Genomic DNA, 13,160 nt, shown 5'->3' on the forward strand with positions numbered 1-13,160 from the left:
GCGGTGTCGGACCGTGTCCGACCATGGGCGCCGTCCCGGCGATCCCGGGCACCAGTTCCAAGGAAGGCGCCCCATCCCATGCACGTCACCGGGACCGTCCCCCCACCGGCTCCGGATCCGCGGGAGACCCCCGCGGCCCCCGACTCCGCCCCGGCGTCCGGCAACGGCAGACACGCCCGCCGCTTCGGGCTCCCCGTCGCCACCGCCCTGGTCATGGGCAACATCATCGGCGGCGGCATCTTCCTGCTCCCGGCCTCCGTCGCCCCCTTCGGCACCATCAGCCTGCTCGCCTTCGGTGTCCTGACGGTCGGAGCCATCGCCCTCGCCCTGGTCTTCGGCCGCCTCGCCGCCCGCGACCCGCGCACCGGCGGCCCCTACGTCTACGCCCGTGAGGCCTTCGGCGACTTCGCCGGCTTCCTCGCCGCCTGGGCGTACTGGATCACCACGTGGGTGTCCAACGCGGCGCTCGCCGTCGCCGCCGTCGGCTACCTCGACGTCCTGATCCCGGTGAACGACCATCGCTGGACCGCCTGCCTGGCCGCCCTCGTCATCCAGTGGCTGCCGGCCCTCGCCAACTTCGCGGGCACCCGTTACGTCGGCGCCGTGCAGATCGTCTCCACCGTGCTGAAGTTCGCGCCGCTGCTGCTCGTCGCCGTCGGCGGGCTGTTCTTCTTCGATCCGGACAACCTCGGCCCGTTCAACGCGAGCGGCGGCAGCGGTATCGGCGCGGTCTCCGCCGCCGCCGCGATCCTGCTCTTCTCCTACCTCGGCGTGGAGTCCGCCGCCGTCAGCGCCGGCGAGGTCAAGGACCCCCGCCGCACGGTCGGCCGGGCCACCGTCATCGGCACCGCGGGTGCCGCCTTCGTCTACCTGCTGGGCACCCTGTCCGTCTTCGGCACGGTCGCCCACGACCGGCTGGTGGACTCCAGCGCACCCTTCTCCGACGCCGTGAACGCCATGTTCGGAGGCGCCTGGGGCGGCTGGGCCGTCGCGCTCGCCGCCCTGGTGTCGATGACCGGCTGCCTCAACGGCTGGACGCTCCTCAGCGCCCAGACCCCGTACGCCGCCGCGAAGGACGGGCTCTTCCCCGCCGCGTTCGCCCGCAGGCGGCGCGGCGTGCCCACGGTCGGCGTCGCCGTCACCGTGGTCCTCGCCTCCCTCCTCACCGTCTACAACTACACGTCCGGCTCGGCGAAGGTCTTCGAGGTCCTCGTCCTCGTCACCACCTTCACCGCGACCGTGCCCTACCTGCTGGCGACCGCCGCCCAGATCTTCCACCTGGTCTCCGGGCAGGGCGAGAAGGTCGACCGGGTGCGGCTGGTGCGGGACGGCGTGATCGCGGCGGTCGCGGCCGCCTTCTCCCTCTGGCTGGTCGCCGGCGCCGGCTACGCGGCGGTGTACCAGGGCGTGCTGTTCCTCTTCGCGGGCGTACTGGTCTACGCGGTGATGGCGGCCCGCACAAAGCGCGCCCAGGCGCCCACCGCCCCCTGAAGTCGCGTGAGCTGAGCCGGAGTGTGATCGGATGGGGGTGAGGAACCCGGAAACGGGCTCCCACCGCCCCTGTACAGCAAGAGAATTCGAGAGGACCCGTCGTGGCAACCACGCGCTCCGCACACACCGTCTGGGAAGGCAACCTGCTCGAGGGCAAGGGTGTCGTCACCTTCGACTCGTCCGGCATCGGCGAGCAGCCGGTGTCGTGGCCGTCGCGCGCCGAGCAGGCCAACGGCAAGACCAGCCCGGAAGAGCTGATCGCCGCCGCCCACTCCAGCTGCTTCTCCATGGCGCTGTCGAACGGCCTCGCCGGTGCGGGCAACCCGCCCACCAAGCTCACCACCTCCGCCGACGTCACCTTCCAGCCGGGTGAGGGCATCACCGGCATCCACCTCACGGTGGAGGGCACCGTCCCCGGCCTCGACAACGACGCGTTCGTCGCCGCCGCCGAGGACGCCAAGAAGAACTGCCCGGTCAGCCAGGCCCTGACCGGCACGACCATCACCCTGACGGCGAAGCTGGCCTAGTCGGGACGGGGGCACGGGCCTAGGAGCCCGCACGCTCCCAACCCGGACGGTCCGGGCGCGGCCCCAGTTGCCTGGGGTCGCGCGACCGGTACACCACGTACGGCCGGAACAGGTACTGCACCGGCGCGCTGAACATGTGCACCAGCCGGGTGTAGGGCACCAGGGCGATCAGCACCATCCCGATCACCGCGTGCACCTGGTACAGCACCGGCACCCCCACCATCAGCTCCGTCTTCGGCTGGAGGGTGAACAGGCTGCGCGACCAGGGCGCGATGGTGTGCCGGTAGTCGTAGCCGGTGCCGGACGAGTGCGCGAGCTTGGCCACCATGCCCAGGATGATCGCCCCGAGCAGGAAGACGTACATGACCTTGTCGTTGGCGGTCGTCGCACGGAACACGGGCGCGTTGGTGCGCCGCCGGTAGACCAGGATCAGGATGCCGGCCACCGCCAGCACCCCGGCCGCCGTGCCGCCGTACAGCGACAGCAGGTGGTAGGCGTGTTCGCTCACGCCCAGCGCGTCCGTCCACGACTCGGGGACGAACAGCCCGACGAGATGGCCGACCAGCACGAACAGGATGCCGTAGTGGAACACCGGCGACGCGATGTTCAGCAGCTTCGACTCGTAGACCTGCGAGGAGCGCGTCGTCCAGCCGAAGCGGTCGTAGCGGTGCCGCCAGACCAGGCCGGCGATCAGCAGGGCGAACGCGGCGTAGGGCAGCACGCCCCAGAGGAAGACGTTCATCGGCGGGCTCCGGTGGAGGCGGGCGGCAGGGTGGCGCACACGGCGTCCAGGACGCACGCGTAGGGCGTGCCGAAGGCGGTGAGCCGGGAGCGGAGCTGGTCCAGGGCGTCGCGGTGCTCGGTGAGCATGCCGACGTCCCCGGTGCGCGAGGCGAACTCCAGGACCGCCGGGAGGAAGTCGGGGAGTTCCTCGTCGGTGAACTCCAGGCCGTGGGCGCGGTACAGCTCCTTGAAACGGACCAGCGACATCCCCCGGTTGCGGGTGTCGCCGTCGGTCCACCAGCTCAGGTACAGGCTGTGCCGGTTCTTGAAGTCGAAGACCTCCACGTAGTGCGCCTGGAGTTCGCCCTGCGGTGTCACGGCCGCGTGGTCGGTGAAGGCGCGCAGTTGCGGCGCGGCCTCGCGCAGCAGGGGCAGCCGGACGCGGAAGTCGTCGTCGGGATAGGTCAGACAGAGCGCCGCCGCCTGGTACAGCACCTCGAACCCGGGCATCGGATCAGGCCTCCCTCTCGTCGTCCGCGGTCTGCCGTCTGCGCAGGATGTGGAAGTTCTCCACCGGCACCAGCGGCAGCCTTTTGCGGCCCGAGTCCTGGCCGAACGGACCGTCGCCGCCCATGCCTGGCCCGCCGTCGGTGTCCAGGCTGCACGTGTCCGGCAGCGCGGACGCCTCCAGCCGGTGCGCGTCCCCGACGGCCGCCGTCGGGATCACGTACCGCTCCTCGTACTTGGCGATCGCCAGCAGCCGGTACATGTCCTGGACCTCCTGGGCACGCATGCCGACGCCCGCGCAGACGGCCGGGTCGGGGTCCTCGCCGAGGTTGATCGCGCGCATGTGGGAGCGCATCGCCGCCAGCTTCTCCAGCGAGGCCCGCACCGGTGCGACGTCTCCCGCCGAGAACAGCTCCGCCAGGTACTCCAGCGGGATGCGCAGCGTGTCGATCGCGCCGAAGAGGTTGCCCGCGTCCTCGCCGTCGTGCCCGGTCTCCGTCAGCGCGTCCACCACCGGCGACAGCGGCGGGATGTACCAGACCATCGGCATGGTGCGGTACTCCGGGTGCAGGGGCAGTGCGACGCGGTACTTGCTCACCAGCGCGTGCACGGGGGAGCGCCGGGCCGCCTCGATCCAGTCGAACGGGATGCCCGCCTCTTCCGCCGCCCGCCGCACCGCGGGGTCCTCGGGGTCGAGGAAGACGCCCAGCTGGGCCTCGTACAGGTCCTTCTCGTCCGGCGTGGAGGCGGCCTCGGTCACCTTGTCGGCGTCGTACAGCACGACTCCCAGATACCGGAGCCGTCCCACGCAGGTCTCCGAGCAGACCGTCGGCTGGCCGGCCTCGATGCGCGGGTAGCAGAAGGTGCACTTCTCGGCCTTGCCGGTGCGGTGGTTGAAGTACACCTTCTTGTACGGGCATCCGGTCACGCACATCCGCCAGCCCCGGCAGCGGTCCTGGTCGACCAGGACGATGCCGTCCTCGGAGCGCTTGTACATCGCCCCGGACGGACACGACGCCACGCACGACGGGTTGAGGCAGTGCTCGCAGATGCGCGGCAGGTAGAACATGAAGGTCTCTTCGTACGCGAACCGGACCTTCTCCGAAGCCTGCTCGCGGGTGCGTTCCACCATCGGGTCGAGGTCGCCGTAGGCGGGGGCGCCGCCCAGGTTGTCGTCCCAGTTGGAGGACCAGGCGATCTTCATCGGTTTGCCGTCGAGCTGCGAGACGGGCCGGGCGACGGGGTAGTCGCCGCCGAGCGGGGCGTCGGTGAGGTTCTTGTAGTCGTACGTCCAGGGCTCGTAGTAGTCCTTGATCTCCGGGAGCCTCGGGTTGGAGAAGATCCCGGCGAGCTTGCTGAACCGGCCGCCCGCCTTCAGCTTCAGCGCGCCCCGCCGGTTCAGCTCCCAGCCGCCCCGCCACTTCTCCTGGTCCTCGTAGCGGCGCGGGTATCCCTGGCCGGGGCGGGTCTCGACGTTGTTGAACCAGACGTACTCCATGCCGCGCCGGTTGGTCCATGCCTGCTTGCAGGTGACCGAGCAGGTGTGGCAGCCGATGCACTTGTCGAGGTTCATGACCATGGCGACCTGGGCCATCGGGCGCATCAGTACTCGACCTCCTGGCTACGGCGGCGGATCACGGTGACCTCGTCGCGCTGGTTTCCCGTCGGACCTAGGTAGTTGAACGCCCAGGACAACTGGGCGTAACCGCCGATGAGATGGGTCGGTTTGAGGATGAGGCGGGTGAGCGAGTTGTGGATGCCGCCGCGTCTGCCGGTCGTCTCCGACAGGGGGACGTTGACTGTGCGTTCCTGCGCGTGGTGCATGTAGACCGTGCCGGGCGGCATGCGGTGCGAGACGATCGCGCGGGCCACGACCACGCCGTTGCGGTTGACGGCCTCGATCCAGTCGTCGTCGGACACACCGATCGCGTCCGCGTCCTGGGTCGACATCCAGATGGTCTGGCCGCCCCGGGACAGCGCCAGCATGAACAGGTTGTCCTGGTACTCGGAGTGGATGGACCACTTGTTGTGCGGAGTGAGGTAGCGGACCGTCACCTCCCGGTGCCCGTCCGGGCCGAGCTGCGGCTCGCCGAAGAGCCGGCTCATGTCCAGCGGCGGCCGGTACACCGGCAGCGCCTCGCCCAGCTCGTGCATCCAGTCGTGGTCGAGGAAGAAGTGCTGGCGGCCGGTGAGGGTGTGCCAGGGCTTGAGATGCTCGGTGTTGAGCGTGAACGCCGTGTACCGGCGCCCGCCGGCCTCGCTGCCCGACCACTCCGGCGAGGTGATCACCGGCACGGGCGCCGCCTGGGTGTCCGCGTACGTGACCCGCTTGCCCTCGTGCTCGGCGGCCAGGTGGGCCATGGCCTGCCCGGTCTTCGTCTCCAGTGTGTGGAAGCCCTGGACGGCCAGGCGCCCGTTGGTCGTGCCGGACAGGGCCAGGATGGTGTTGGCGGCCTTCACGGCCGTGTCCAGCGCCGGACGACCGTCGGCGGGGCCGCCGCGCACCGCGCCGTTCATGTGCCGCAGCCGCTCCACCTCCTCGTCCGGCCTCAGGGTGATGCCCTTGGCGGGCAGGCCCTTGGACTCCACCAGCGGGCCCAGCGCCGCGAACTTCGCGCCGACCGCCGTGTAGTCCCGCTCCACGACGACCAGGGACGGCATGGTCCTGCCGGGTTCCGGAGCGCACTCCCCGCTGCGCCAGTCCCGTACGACGCCGCCCGGCTGGGCGATCTCACCCGGCGTGTCGTGCTGGAGCGGGGCCGCCACCAGGTCCTTGCGCACGCCGAGATGACCGGCGGCCAGCTCGCTCAGCTTCTCCGCCAGCACCTTGAAGGTGTCGAAGTCGGTCCGCGTCTGCCACGGCGGATCCACGGCCGGGGAGAAGGCGTGCACGTAGGGATGCATGTCCGTACTGGACAGGTCGTGCTTCTCGTACCAGGTCGCGGCGGGCAGCACCACGTCGGACAGCAGCGTGGACGAGGTGTGCCGGAAGTCCAGCGACAGCATCAGGTCGAGCTTCCCCTCGGGCGCCTCGTCGTGCCACACCACGTCCCGGGGCCGCTCACCCGGCGCGGCCTCCTCGGCGCGCAGCGAGGAGTGCGTGCCCAGCAGGTGCTTGGTGAAGTACTCGGCACCCTTCGCCGACGAACCGAGCAGATTGGCCCGCCACAGGGTCAGGATCCGCGGCCAGTTCCGAGGCGCGTCCGGATCCTCACAGGCGAACCTCAGAGTCCCGGCGCGCAGTTCGGCCACCGCGTTCGCCACCGGGTCGCCGAACGTCTCGCCCAGCTCCAGCGGGTTGCGGTCGAAGGTCGGATACGACGGCATCCACCCCGTGCGCGCCGAAAGCGCCAGGCAGTCCGCGCCCGTCATCCCCGCCAGCCGCCCCTCGCCCAGCGGCGAGGCCAGCACGTCGGCGCCGAACCGGTCGTAGCGCCACTGGTCGGTGTTCAGGAACCAGTACGCGGTGCCGATCATCTGGCGCGGCGGACGCGACCAGTCCGACGCGGCGGCCAGCGACGCCCACCCGGTCACCGGCCGGCACTTCTCCTGACCCACGTAGTGCGCCCAGCCGCCGCCGTTGCGGCCCTGGCAGCCGGTCAGCTGGAGCAGGGCGAGGAAGGCCCGGTAGATCGTCTCGGAGTGGAACCAGTGGTTGGTGCCCGCGCCCATCAGGATCATGCAGCGCCCCTTGGAGCGCTCGGCGGTGCGCGCGAACTCCCGGGCGATCCGCACACAGGCCGCCGCCGGGACCGAGGTGTGCGTCTCCTGCCAGGCCGGGGTGCCGGGCGCGTCCGCGTCCTCGTACGACGCCGGCCAGTCACCCGGCACCCCGTCACGCGCCACGCCGTACCGCGCCAGCAGCAGATCGAAGACCGTCGTCACCAGCGGCCCGGTCGCCCCGCCCAGCCGGGTCGCCGGGACGCCCCGCCGGACGACCTCCCCGCGGCCCTGCGCGTGCGTACCGCCGTCGGTGTCGAAGCGGGGGAGCAGTACCTCGACGCCGGACGCCATCTCATGGCCGTGCAGGCTCAGCCGGGGCCGTACGTCACCGAGGTCGAGGTTCCACCTGCCCCGGTCGGCCTCGTTCCAGCGAAAGCCCAGGGAGCCGTTCGGGACGACGGCCCGGCCCGACGCCTCGTCCAGCACGACCGTCTTCCAGCGCGCGTCCTCGCCCTCCTGCCCCAGGTCGGCCGCGCGCAGGAACTTCGCCGGGACGTGCGCCCCGTCCCGCTCGTCCAGCGTCACCAGGAACGGCAGGTCGGTGAAGCGCCGTACGTAGTCGTCGAAGAAGGGGGTGACGCGGTCGACGAAGAACTCCTTGAGGACCACGTGCCCCATCGCCAGGGCCAGCGCCGCGTCCGTGCCCGGGTGCGGGTGCAGCCACTGGTCGGCGAACTTGGTGTTGTCGGCGTAGTCGGGGGAGACGACCACGACCTTCTGGCCCCGGTACCGGGCCTCCGCCATCCAGTGCGCGTCCGGCGTGCGGGTCACCGGGACGTTCGAGCCCCACATGATCAGGTACGCCGCGTCCCACCAGTCACCCGACTCCGGCACGTCCGTCTGGTCGCCGAAGACCTGCGGGGACGCCACGGGCAGGTCGGCGTACCAGTCGTAGAACGACAGCATCGGGGCGCCGATGAGGGAGTGGAAGCGGGCCCCCGCCGCGTGCGACACCATCGACATCGCGGGGATCGGGGAGAAGCCCGCGATACGGTCCGGACCCTGTGTGCGGATGGTGTGGACATGGGCCGCGGCGACCATCTCGACCGCCTCGTCCCAGGTCGCCCGGACCAGGCCGCCCTTGCCGCGCGCCCGCTGGTAGCGCCGTCGGCGCTCCGGGTCGCCCTGGATGTCCGCCCAGGCCAGCACCGGGTCCGACAGCCGCGCCTTCGCCTCCCGGTACATCTCGAGGAGCACCCCGCGCACGTACGGGTAGCGCACGCGGGTCGGCGAGTACGTGTACCAGGAGAACGCCGCGCCCCGGGGGCAGCCGCGCGGCTCGTACTCCGGGCTGTCCGGGCCGACCGACGGATAGTCCGTCGCCTGGGTCTCCCAGGTGATGATGCCGTCCTTGACGAACACGTTCCAGCGGCAGGAACCGGTGCAGTTCACGCCGTGCGTGGAGGTCACGACCTTGTCGTGGCTCCAGCGGTCCCGGTAGAAGGCGTCCGCCTCCCGGCCGCCGACCAGGCCGATGCTGTGCAGGTCGGGCGCGGCCGTGCCCGGCCGGAAGAACCGCCCCGCCCGCAGCAGCGCCGCGCCCGGCTCGGTGGGCGGTGTCCGGGTGTCGGTCACGTGCGCTCCCTTGATCGACCGTGCCCTGGCTTCTCGAACCTAGGGGCGGGCGGGGGAGCGCACCTGTTCGCGGCGCCCGTACGGGTCAGCGGGCACCGGCGGCCGGGCCCGTCAGGGCTTGCGCGCCACCCCCGCGTACACCGGCACGATGCCCTCCGCCTGGACCGCCACGTCCTCCGGGTCCGGCCGCCATCCGGTGACCGGGATGACGCCGGGGCCCAGCAGGTCCAGGCCGTCGAAGAAGCGCGCGAACTCGGTGAGCGAGCGCGGGTAGAACGGCGTGCCGCCGCGGGCGAACAGACCGGCGGCCTTGCCCACCGCCTCGGGGTTCAGATCGGGCGTGACCTGGGAGAGGACCAGGAAACTGCCGGGCGCGAGGGCGTCGACGTACCGCTTCAGCAGCCCGTGCGCGTCGTCACCGTCGACCGCGTCACCGAGGTAGTGCGTCAGGGCCACCAGCGACAGGGCGACCGGCCGTGCGAAGTCCAGGGACTCGCCCGCCAGCCGCAGGATGAGGTCCGGATCCCGGACGTCCGCGTGGACGTACTCGGTGGCCCCCTCCGCCGAGCCGTGCAGCAGCGCCTGGGCGTGCCGCAGGACGATCGGGTCGTTGTCGGCGTAGACGACCCGCGCCTCGCGAGCCACGGCCTGGGCCACCTGGTGCAGGTTCGGCTCGGTGGGGATGCCGGTGCCGATGTCCAGGAACTGGCGGATCCCGGTCTCGGCGAGCGTACGGACGGCCCGGTGCATGAACCGGCGGTTGGCCCGTGCCCCACGGACCGCCGTGTTGTCCGCCGCGAGGATCCTGCGGGCCAGCTCCTCGTCCACCGGGTAGTTGTCCTTGCCGCCCAGCCACCAGTCGTAGACGCGGGCCGGATGCGGCCGGCTGGTGTCGATGGGGGCGGGGGTGGCGTCGGATCCGGTCATGCGCTGTCGTCTCCTCGGAGCCTGGTCAGGTGTTCGGGTGTGGTCGGGGTTCGGCGTGGTCGGGGGTGCGGGTGTGGTCGGTGCTCGTACGCGGTCGATGTTCGGGCCTGGTGCGGCAGGGTCGCCGACTCAGAAGATCTCGCGGTACTCGCGCAGGACCTTCTCGGTGCGCTGGGCCGAGGCGGCCCGCGCCGTCATGTGGTCCAGGACCTCCAGATGCGCGGAGACCTCCGCACGGGAGTCCAGGTACAGGGCACCGGTCAGATACTCGGTGAAGACCATGTCGGGCAGCTCCGGCTCCGCGAACCGGAAGAGCGTGAACGGCGCGTACGTCCCGGGATGCGGCCCGTCCTCGAACTCGGCGACCTGGAGCGTCACCCGGTCCCGGGCCGACAACTCCAGCAGCCTGTCCAGCTGGTCGCGCATCACCCGGCCGTCGATGCTCACCGGGCGCCGCAGCACCGTCTCGTCCATCACCACCCACAGGTGGGGCGCGTCCGCGCCCTCCAGCAGCCGCTGCCGCTCCATGCGCAGGGACACGTGCCGCTCCACCGCGTCCCGGCCCGCGCTCCCGATCGTCCCGGCCTCCAGGACCGAGCGCGCGTAGTCCTCGGTCTGCAGCAGCCCGGGTATGAAGTGCGGCTCGTAGGAGCGGACGATCCGGGCGGCGCCCTCGAGGCTCACGTACATGCTGAACCAGTCCGGCAGCACGTCGTGGTACCGCTGCCACCAGCCCGGCTGGTTCGCCTCCTCGGCCAGCGCGACGAACGCCGACACCTCGCTCGTGGGCACCCCGTACGCCGTCAGCAGGATCTGGACGTACGGTATCTTCAGCGCGACCTCGGCCATCTCCATGCGCCGCACGGTCGCCGGGGCCACCCGGAGCACCTTGGCGGCCTCCTCGCGCCTGAGGCCCGCCGTCTCGCGCAGTTCCTGCAGCCGTCTGCCGAGGACCACCTGGCCCACGGTGGGTGCGGCCCGCCGCTCACTCACGCCACGCCTCCCCAACGCGCCCAAGTCTGCCCGCAGTCTGTCATGTTCCCCTGTCAGTCCCACAAGGGGTGGCGGTGGATCGACATCATTACCCGACGGGTAATCGACCGGGCGCGCTCCGGACGGGATCGTGGGGTCATCGGGTTCCGGACCGGCGCACGGTCCGGGACCCGGTCTTCCGCAGCGTGTCCGACCCGACGGAGGGTGACTCGTCATGTCCACGAACCAGATGGCCGCACTTGCCCGCACCGCCGAGCCGCAGCTGATGCTGCGCCGCTTCCTCGCCCTCGACGCGGTGGTGACCGGCGCCAACGCGCTCGCCTACCTCGCGTTCGCCGGCCCGCTCGGCCGGTTCCTCGGCGCCGGCTCCGGGCTGCTGCTCGGCCTCGGCGCGTTCCTCGCGGTGTACGCGGCCGGCGTCGCCCTGCTGGCCTCCCGCCGCCGGCCTCCGGCGCTCGCCGTACGGGCCGTCGTCGAGGCCAACCTCGCCTGGGCGGCGGTCAGTCTCGCCGCCCTCGCCCTCTGGCTGACGCCCACCGCGGCCGGCGCGGTGTGGACGGTGCTCCAGGCGCTCACCGTCGCCGGGTTCGCCCTGTTGCAGTACGCGGCGCTGAGGCAGCTTCAGGACAGCAGGGTGTGAAGGTACTTGACCGTCGCCGGATCGGCCGGAAGCAGCGTCTCGATGGCCAGCTCGGCGACGGTCACGTCCATCGGTGTGTTGAAGGTGGAGATGGACGAGATGAACGACAGGGTGTGGCCCTCGTGCTCGATCCGCATCGGCAGCGCGAAGTACGGCACCGGCTCGGCCGGCTCGCCGCCCCGCGCGGTGTCCGGCACCGGATACGCCGCCACCTCCTCGTACAGCGCCCGCAGCGGCTCCGAGCGGTGCAGGGCGATCTGCCGCTCCATCTGCGCCAGCAGATGCCCGCGCCACTCCCGCAGGTTGCTGATGCGCGGCGCCAGGCCCTCCGGGTGCAGGGTGAGCCGGATCGCGTTCAGCGGCGGTTCCAGCAGATGCTCCGCCACCCCGTCCATCAGCATCGAGATGCCCCGGTTGGCGGCCAGCACCCGGTACGTCGCGTCCACGACCAGCGCGGGATAGGGCTCGTATCCCCGGATCAGCCGCTCCATGCCCTCGCGCAGGGCGTCCAGCGCCGGGTCGTCCAGCGGGGTCTCCGGGTAGTGCGGGGCGTAACCGGCCGCGAGCAGCAGCGCGTTGCGCTCACGCACGGGCACGTCCAGGTGCGCGGCGAGCCGCAGCACCATCTCCTCGCTCGGCCGGGAGCGGCCCGTCTCGACGAAACTGATGTGCCGGGCGGAGGAGTCGGCGCGCAGCGCCAGCTCCAGTTGGCTGACCCGCCGCCGCTCCCGCCAGGCCCGCAGCAGCGGGCCCACGCCCTGGGCGGTGGAGGCGCTGCCGGACATGAGTGCGGTCATACGCCGAACGGTAGCCGACAGCGCTTCGCACCGGGACCGGCCGACGCTTCTGCCCAGGGCTCGGACGGCCGCGTTGTGGCAGGCTGAACGGGTACACGGGAAGACCCGTGTACCGGACGGAATCCAGGTACCGATGTACCAGTAGGACCACCCCAGGAAGGGAGCGCGGCCCGTGCCCGTCGAACCGCTGTCGCAGAAGGAGATCGAGGAGCGGCTGGCCGAGCTGCCGGGCTGGTCCCTGGAGGACGGCCGCCTCACCCGTTCCTACCGGCTCGGCTCCCACTTCGCGGCCGCCGCGATGGTCGTCCACATCGCCCAGACGCAGGAGGAACTGGACCACCACTCCGAGCTGACCCTCGGCTACGACACGCTCTCCCTGGCCGTGCACACCCACAGCGCGGGCGGTGCCGTCACCGAGAAGGACGTCGAGCTCGCCCGCAGGGTGGAGGACCTGGCCGCCGGCCATGCGGCACACTGACGGATGTGCTCGACTACGACAAGGAAGCGGAACGGTACGACGCCTCCCGAGGCGGCGAGCCCCGCGCCGAGGCCGCCGCGCGGGCCGTACTGAGCCTCGTGCCGCGGCAGGCGCGCAGCCTGCTCGACGTCGCCTGCGGCACCGGCATCGTCACCCGGCGCCTCGCCGCCGGACGCGACGGCATGCGCGTGACCGGCGCCGACCTCGCCCCCGCCATGGCCCGCTACGCCGCCGCCCGGCTGCCCGGCGCCGTCGTGCTGGCCGACAGCCGCCGACTGCCCTTCCGGGACGGGGAGTTCGACGCCGTCAGCAACGTATGGCTGCTGCACCTCGCCGGTGGCGCCGAGAACGTGCGGGCGATCGTCGGCGAGTGCGCCCGTGTCCTGCGGCCCGGCGGGGTGTACGTGACGACGGTCGACAAGGGCGCCTCGCACAACGTGGGCAGCGACATCGACGCCGTGCTGGCCTCCCGCCCGCCCAGCACCGCCCACGACGCCGCCGCCCTCGTCGAGTCGTACGCCCGCGACCACGGCCTGAACCCGGCGGGGCAGGCCCGGTTCACCGGGCAGGGTCAGGGCCGCAGCCCCCGTCGCACGGTCGCCGACCTGCGACGCGGCTGGTTCGTCACACTGCCGCCGGGCGACCCGCTCGCGGAGCGCTTCGCCGCCCGGCTCGCGGCCCTCCCCGACCAGGAACGGCCGCGCCCCGATCCGGTCTTCACCCTGCGAGCGTTCGCGAGGCCGTAGGAAGCCGTGGGCCGGCGGCGGCAACCCGGCGGC

At 71.8% G+C, this 13,160-nt stretch carries 12 protein-coding genes; 5 read left to right on the top strand and 7 right to left on the bottom strand.

Annotation, left to right across the window (positions count from 1 at the left end; all coding sequences use genetic code 11):
- The first annotated feature begins 78 nt into the window (after nucleotides 1–78).
- Nucleotides 79–1,491, top strand: a complete 1,413-nt coding sequence (locus ACH4NX_RS17960; RefSeq protein ID WP_351395990.1) for an amino acid permease — start codon at nucleotides 79–81, stop codon at nucleotides 1,489–1,491.
- Between the two features lie 101 nt (nucleotides 1,492–1,592).
- Entirely contained in the window at nucleotides 1,593–2,018 is a 426-nt protein-coding gene (locus ACH4NX_RS17965; protein WP_351395993.1) for an OsmC family protein, read from the top strand.
- Nucleotides 2,019–2,037: 19 nt separating this feature from the next.
- Here the strand turns inward: ACH4NX_RS17965 and narI are convergent, their stop codons facing one another.
- The 6 genes from narI to ACH4NX_RS17995 form a co-directional block, all read right to left on the bottom strand.
- A complete protein-coding gene (gene narI, locus ACH4NX_RS17970; protein ID WP_351395996.1) occupies nucleotides 2,038–2,760 on the bottom strand; it encodes a respiratory nitrate reductase subunit gamma in 723 nt (240 codons plus the stop codon).
- The gene (gene narJ / locus ACH4NX_RS17975; protein ID WP_345588657.1) at nucleotides 2,757–3,251 is read right to left on the bottom strand and encodes a nitrate reductase molybdenum cofactor assembly chaperone; all 495 of its coding nucleotides are present in this window, start codon (nucleotides 3,249–3,251) and stop codon (nucleotides 2,757–2,759) included. Before narJ ends, narI begins: the two co-directional genes overlap by 4 nt.
- 4 nt (nucleotides 3,252–3,255) lie before the next feature.
- Nucleotides 3,256–4,851: a nitrate reductase subunit beta gene (gene narH, locus ACH4NX_RS17980; RefSeq protein WP_398127997.1), complete on the bottom strand. Its 1,596-nt coding sequence runs from the start codon at nucleotides 4,849–4,851 to the stop codon at nucleotides 3,256–3,258.
- Nucleotides 4,851–8,546, bottom strand: a complete 3,696-nt coding sequence (locus ACH4NX_RS17985) for a nitrate reductase subunit alpha (protein ID WP_351396003.1) — start codon at nucleotides 8,544–8,546, stop codon at nucleotides 4,851–4,853. The genes narH and ACH4NX_RS17985 overlap by 1 nt, the downstream gene beginning before the upstream one ends.
- Before the next feature lie 111 nt (nucleotides 8,547–8,657).
- Nucleotides 8,658–9,473, bottom strand: coding sequence for an SAM-dependent methyltransferase (locus ACH4NX_RS17990; protein ID WP_351396006.1), 816 nt, complete (start codon nucleotides 9,471–9,473; stop codon nucleotides 8,658–8,660).
- A gap of 129 nt (nucleotides 9,474–9,602) precedes the next feature.
- Nucleotides 9,603–10,466, bottom strand: coding sequence for a helix-turn-helix transcriptional regulator (locus ACH4NX_RS17995; RefSeq protein WP_351396009.1), 864 nt, complete (start codon nucleotides 10,464–10,466; stop codon nucleotides 9,603–9,605).
- Between the two features lie 214 nt (nucleotides 10,467–10,680).
- On the opposite strand from ACH4NX_RS17995, the gene ACH4NX_RS18000 reads away from it, so the two are divergent.
- Entirely contained in the window at nucleotides 10,681–11,106 is a 426-nt protein-coding gene (locus ACH4NX_RS18000; protein ID WP_351396012.1) for a hypothetical protein, read from the top strand.
- Here the strand turns inward: ACH4NX_RS18000 and ACH4NX_RS18005 are convergent.
- Nucleotides 11,088–11,903 carry a helix-turn-helix domain-containing protein gene (locus ACH4NX_RS18005; RefSeq protein WP_398127998.1) on the bottom strand — a complete coding sequence of 272 codons (816 nt, stop codon included), beginning with the start codon at nucleotides 11,901–11,903 and terminating at the stop codon, nucleotides 11,088–11,090. The genes ACH4NX_RS18000 and ACH4NX_RS18005 overlap by 19 nt on opposite strands.
- Before the next feature lie 172 nt (nucleotides 11,904–12,075).
- On the opposite strand from ACH4NX_RS18005, the gene ACH4NX_RS18010 reads away from it, so the two are divergent.
- Nucleotides 12,076–12,381 (top strand): 4a-hydroxytetrahydrobiopterin dehydratase, encoded by a 306-nt coding sequence (locus ACH4NX_RS18010; protein WP_398127999.1) that lies wholly within the window; start codon nucleotides 12,076–12,078, stop codon nucleotides 12,379–12,381.
- Between the two features lie 5 nt (nucleotides 12,382–12,386).
- On the top strand, nucleotides 12,387–13,127 hold the full coding sequence (locus ACH4NX_RS18015; RefSeq protein ID WP_398128000.1) for a class I SAM-dependent methyltransferase: 741 nt from the start codon (nucleotides 12,387–12,389) through the stop codon (nucleotides 13,125–13,127).
- Nucleotides 13,128–13,160 lie beyond the last annotated feature (33 nt).

Source organism: Streptomyces sp. NPDC017225, from assembly GCF_044331465.1.
In the GTDB taxonomy this organism is placed as follows: Bacteria; Actinomycetota; Actinomycetes; order Streptomycetales; family Streptomycetaceae; genus Streptomyces.

Bases quoted from the DNA above. Each gene is read 5' to 3' on its own strand.
- ACH4NX_RS17960 (WP_351395990.1), top strand. From the start codon at position 79: ATGCACGTCACCGGGACCGTCCCCCCACCGGCTCCGGATCCGCGGGAG.
- narI (WP_351395996.1), bottom strand. From the start codon at position 2,760: ATGAACGTCTTCCTCTGGGGCGTGCTGCCCTACGCCGCGTTCGCCCTG.
- narJ (WP_345588657.1), bottom strand. From the start codon at position 3,251: ATGCCCGGGTTCGAGGTGCTGTACCAGGCGGCGGCGCTCTGTCTGACC.
- narH (WP_398127997.1), bottom strand. From the start codon at position 4,851: ATGCGCCCGATGGCCCAGGTCGCCATGGTCATGAACCTCGACAAGTGC.
- ACH4NX_RS17990 (WP_351396006.1), bottom strand. From the start codon at position 9,473: ATGACCGGATCCGACGCCACCCCCGCCCCCATCGACACCAGCCGGCCG.
- ACH4NX_RS18000 (WP_351396012.1), top strand. From the start codon at position 10,681: ATGTCCACGAACCAGATGGCCGCACTTGCCCGCACCGCCGAGCCGCAG.
- ACH4NX_RS18005 (WP_398127998.1), bottom strand. From the start codon at position 11,903: ATGACCGCACTCATGTCCGGCAGCGCCTCCACCGCCCAGGGCGTGGGC.